This window comes from Cupriavidus sp. SK-4, assembly GCF_000611125.1.
GTDB lineage: Bacteria > Pseudomonadota > Gammaproteobacteria > Burkholderiales > Burkholderiaceae > Cupriavidus > Cupriavidus necator.
The window spans coordinates 28,986-33,727 of the sequence record NZ_JFJW01000148.1 but is presented as its reverse complement, the minus strand read 5'-3'; the positions used below and the strand labels follow the sequence as shown (position 1 = coordinate 33,727).

At 67.6% G+C, this 4,742-nt stretch carries 5 protein-coding genes and 1 pseudogene; 5 read left to right on the top strand and 1 reads right to left on the bottom strand.

What is annotated here, in order from left to right; all coding sequences use genetic code 11:
• A pseudogene (locus CF68_RS29725) lies at window positions 1–312 on the bottom strand (GNAT family N-acetyltransferase); the annotation flags it as partial.
• Between the two features lie 224 nt (window positions 313–536).
• Here CF68_RS29725 and CF68_RS29720 point away from each other — a divergent pair.
• The 5 genes from CF68_RS29720 to CF68_RS29700 all read left to right on the top strand — a co-directional run.
• On the top strand, window positions 537–1,625 hold the full coding sequence (locus CF68_RS29720) for a tripartite tricarboxylate transporter substrate binding protein (protein WP_035826033.1): 1,089 nt from the start codon (window positions 537–539) through the stop codon (window positions 1,623–1,625).
• Between the two features lie 143 nt (window positions 1,626–1,768).
• The gene (locus CF68_RS29715; RefSeq protein WP_035826031.1) at window positions 1,769–2,587 is read left to right on the top strand and encodes an ABC transporter ATP-binding protein; all 819 of its coding nucleotides are present in this window, start codon (window positions 1,769–1,771) and stop codon (window positions 2,585–2,587) included.
• Window positions 2,584–3,363: a lipid asymmetry maintenance ABC transporter permease subunit MlaE gene (gene mlaE, locus CF68_RS29710; RefSeq protein ID WP_035826030.1), complete on the top strand. Its 780-nt coding sequence runs from the start codon at window positions 2,584–2,586 to the stop codon at window positions 3,361–3,363. Before CF68_RS29715 ends, mlaE begins: the two co-directional genes overlap by 4 nt.
• Before the next feature lie 85 nt (window positions 3,364–3,448).
• A complete protein-coding gene (mlaD, locus tag CF68_RS29705) occupies window positions 3,449–3,961 on the top strand; it encodes an outer membrane lipid asymmetry maintenance protein MlaD (protein ID WP_018313923.1) in 513 nt (170 codons plus the stop codon).
• Window positions 3,958–4,742 (top strand): VacJ family lipoprotein (locus CF68_RS29700; RefSeq protein WP_235205936.1); only part of this gene is annotated, 785 nt, incomplete at its 3' end. The genes mlaD and CF68_RS29700, both read left to right, overlap by 4 nt.

The following is a 4,742-nucleotide window of genomic DNA, read 5'->3' as shown; positions in this document are numbered from 1 at the left end:
GGGCGCCACCGCCATGTCGTGCACGAACCAGGTGAGGGCGTCCGGCCCGGCGCCATGGCGCCAGCCATGGTCGAGCACGCCGTCCAGCGGCGGCAGGGTGGCTTCGGGCCAGGCGTGGGTAAAGAGGTAGGCGGCGAGCGCGCCGGGATGTCCGGGATCGTCCGCGACCCAGCAGGTGGCGGGGGACAGCGCCAGCCGGCTTGCCAGCGCGGCCTGGCTCTCCAGCAGGACTTCGGTATAGCAGCTGGCTTGCACCGCCAGCACGGCCGGTAGGTCGGCGGTGACCATGGGCCGCAGGGTGTAAATCGTCATCGGCCGATTATAGCCGGCGAGGTCCGTGCGTCCTGGCCGCGATGGCGCGTTTGGCAAGGCCTGGCGGGGCCTTCAGGGTTCTCCCGGCTATGGTTTACGTGTCTGTGGTGGCCTGGGTAATGTCCTTACAATTTTCAAAAAACAACTAACGGAAACTGCCTCGCAAATCCTTTTTCCCCAGAACCAGCTTGCCGCCTCCTCAGGAGACCGGCCGGAGGAAATTGATGCCCGAAGTGCGCAATTTGTCGCGGCTTTGGCGAGGTAAAGCGAAGTTCGCGCCGCGCCCCCCAATGGGCGCAGTCCGGCGCTGGCTCCGGTCTTTCCTGTGCCTGTATGCCCTGGGGTGTGCCACGCTGGCGCTTGCGGTGCCAGCCATGCCGGCACATGCCGGGACCCAGCAGCTCGCCCGCAGCATGTCGTTCCCCGACCGCCCGATGCGCCTGATCGTGCCGTTCCCGGCCGGCGGCGTTGCCGATGCGGTGGCGCGCATGCTGGCCGAGCGCCTCTCCGTCCGGCTGGGCGTGCCGGTGGAGGTCGACAACCGGCCCGGCGCCGCCGGCACCATCGCCGGCGACGTGGTCGCCAAGGCCAGCTCCGATGGCCACACCCTGTTGTTGCACCAGGCCAATATGCTGATCCAGCCCGGACTGGAGCCGGTACCGTACGACGTCGTGCGCGATTTCACGCCCGTGGCGCGCGTGGCCACCACGCCGCTGTTCCTGGTGATCGATGCCCGGCTGCCCATGCGCACGCCGGAGCAATGGATGACCGCGGTCAAGTCGAACCCCGGCTCCTACAGTTATGGCTACGGCCAGCCGGGCAGCCCCTCCCACCTGTACGCCGAGTACGCCGTGCGCGGCATCCGCAGCGGCGTGCCGCTGGTCACCGCCAAGGGCGAGGCCGCCGTGGTCCAGGAGATGCTGGCCGGCCGCGTCAGTGCCTGTTTCTGTTCGTTTGCCGCGGTCCAGGGCCAGGTCAGGAGCGGCGGGCTGCGCCTGCTCGGGGTGACGGGCGTGGCCCGCTCGCCGCTGGCGCCGCTGGTGCCGACGCTGCAGGAGTCGGGGCTGGAAGGCTATGCCGCGGCCGCCTGGTTTGGCGTGATGGCGCCGGCCAAGACGCCGCGTGCGATCGTCGCCAGGCTGGCGGTCGAGCTCGACGCCGTCATGTCCGAGCGCGAGGTGCGTTCGCGCCTGCAGGCAGCGGGGGTCACGCCGCTGCGCGACTCGCCGGAGGCGTTTGCCACCGCGATCCGCTCGGAATCTATCCAATGGCAGGTGATCCTGAAGGACGTCCAGCCGATACAGGAGCCTTGAGCAGCAAAGGGATGGGCAGGTTTGGGGGGCTAGGGCAAGTCTGAGAGACTCCCCCGGCGGGGGCATGTGGCGCGGGGCACACGGGCGCCAGCAGGGCTAGGTAGTACACCTTATAATGCGCGACTGTCCTGACCGGTGCCAACGTGACCGATTCTGCTCAAAACCTCGTCGAACTGACTGCGGTGGACTTCGCCTATGCGGACCACGGCAAGCCGATCCTGTCCGGCCTGACCATGCATTTCCCGCGCGGCAAGGTGATTGCGGTGATGGGCGGTTCGGGTTGCGGCAAGACGACGGTGCTGCGGCTGATCGGCGGCCAGGTCCGCCCGCAGGCGGGCACGGTCAGCTTTGCCGGCACCGATATCCACACGCTGGATACCCGCGGCCTGTACGCGGTGCGCCGCCAGATGGGCATGCTGTTCCAGTTCGGCGCGCTGTTTACCGACCTGTCGGTGTTCGACAATGTGGCGTTCCCGCTGCGCGAGCACACCGACCTGCCCGACTCGATGATCCGCGACCTGGTGCTGATGAAGCTCAACGCGGTCGGCCTGCGCGGCGCGCGCGACCTGATGCCGGCGCAGATCTCGGGCGGCATGGCGCGGCGCGTGGCGCTGGCGCGCGCGATTGCGCTGGACCCGGCGCTGCTGATGTATGACGAGCCCTTCGCCGGGCTGGACCCGATCTCGCTCGGGCTGACCGCACGGCTGATCCGCAGCCTGAACGACGCGCTGGGCGCCACCACGATCATCGTCTCGCACGACGTGCACGAGACCTTCCAGATCGCCGACTACGTCTATTTCATCGCCGACGGCCGCATCGTCGCGCAGGGTGAGCCCGAGGCGCTGCGCGCCTCCACCGACCCGTTCGTGCACCAGTTCGTCAATGCCGAGGCCGACGGCCCGGTGCCGTTCCACTACGCCGGACCTTCGCTGGCCGAGGATTTCGCCGGGGGGGCGCGGTGACGGACTTCTTTACCACCATCGGCGCGGCCGTGCGCCGCAGCGTGTCGGGGCTGGGCCGCGCCACGCGCATGTTCCTGACGCTGCTGGGCCTGTCGCCGGCGCTGCTGCGCCGCTTCCGGCTGGTGACCGACCAGGTCTTCTTTGTCGGCAACCTGTCGCTGGTGATCATCGCGGTGTCGGGCCTGTTCGTGGGCTTCGTGCTTGGCCTGCAGGGCTACTACACGCTGAACCGCTACGGATCCGAGCAGGCGCTGGGGCTGCTGGTGGCGTTGTCGCTGGTGCGCGAGCTAGGCCCGGTGGTGACCGCGCTGCTGTTCGCCGGCCGCGCCGGCACCTCGCTGACTGCCGAGATCGGCCTGATGAAAGCGGGCGAGCAACTGACGGCCATGGAAATGATGGCGGTGAACCCGCTGCAGCGCGTGATCGCGCCGCGCTTCTGGGCAGGCGTGATCGCCATGCCGGTGCTGGCGGCGATCTTCAGCGCGGTAGGCATCCTGGGTGGCTACATCGTGGGCGTGCAGTTGATCGGCGTTGACGCCGGCGCCTTCTGGTCGCAGATGCAGGGCGGTGTCGACGTGCGCGCCGATGTGCTCAATGGCGTGATCAAGAGCTTTATTTTTGGCATTGCCGTGACGTTTATTGCCCTGTACCAGGGCTTCGAGGCCAAGCCAACGCCGGAAGGCGTCTCGCGCGCGACCACCCGTACCGTGGTGATCGCATCGCTGGCCGTGCTGGGGCTGGATTTCCTGCTTACCGCGCTGATGTTCAGCAAATGACGCGGCCTGATAAACGAAAACACAAACAAAAACACAAACAACTAGTCAGCCACAAGACACTACGGGGTTGAAGAAAGAGATTCCAATGAAAAAGAACGCACTCGATTTCTGGGTGGGGTTGTTCGTCGCGGCGGGGTTCGTCGCCGTGCTGTTCCTGGCCCTCAAGGCGGGGAACATGAGCGCCTTTTCCTTCCAGGACACTTACAGCGTGCAGGCGCGCTTTGACAATATCGGCGGACTCAAGCCGCGCGCGCCGGTCAAGAGCGCGGGCGTGGTGGTCGGCCGCGTGGCGGCGATCCGCTTCGACGACAAGACCTACCAGGCCACCGTCGAGATGAGCCTGGAGAAGCGCTACCAGTTCCCCAAGGACACCTCGGCCAAGATCCTGACATCCGGACTGCTCGGCGAGCAGTACATCGGCCTTGAAGCCGGCGGCGACACCGCCATGCTGGCCGAAGGCGGGCGCATCACCATGACCCAGTCGGCCGTGGTGCTGGAAAACCTGATCGGCCAGTTCCTGTACAACAAGGCCGCAGATGCCGGCGGCGGTGCGTCCGCCGGTGCCAGCGCGCCGGCGCCGGCAGGGGACCTCAAATGAGCGCTGCCCCATCGTTCTGCAAGGGCCTGGCCGCGGTGGCTGCCGCGGCCGTGCTTGCCGGTTGCGCCACTGGCCCCACCGCCAACCCGAAAGACCCGCTGGAGCCGTTCAATCGCGAAGTCGCGAAGATCAACGAGGACTTCGACAAGGGCATCCTGCGCCCGGTGGCCCAGGTCTATGCCGACTACATGCCCACGCCGGTGCAGCGCGCGGTGGAGAACTTCTTCTCCAACGTGAGCGATGTCTACTCGGCCGCGAACAACCTGCTGCAGGGCAAGCCCACCCGTGCCGCCGAGGACACCATGCGCGTGGCCATGAACACCGTGCTGGGGATCGGCGGCCTGATCGACATCGCCACCCCGGCCGGCCTGCCCAAGTACAAGGAAGACTTCGGCCAGACGCTGGGCGTGTGGGGCGTGCCGCCCGGGCCGTACCTGGTGCTGCCGCTCTTCGGGCCGAGCACGGTGCGCGACACCGGCGGCATGCTGGTGGACCGCAGTTTCGACCCGTCGGCCTATCTCTATCCGGTATCGCTGCGCAATTCGCTGACCGGCGTGCGCATCGTTGCCGGCCGGGCGCAGCTGCTCGGCGCCAGCAACCTGCTGGAGCAGGCGGCGCTGGACAAGTACTCGTTCCTGCGCGATTCCTACCTGCAGCGGCGCCAGTACCTGGTCTACGACGGCAATCCGCCCGACGGCGACGAGGATGCAGACAGCGCCCCGGAGACCCCGGCGCGCCCTGAAGCCCCTGCCGGGACCGAAGGTGAAAAGCCCGCCACGCA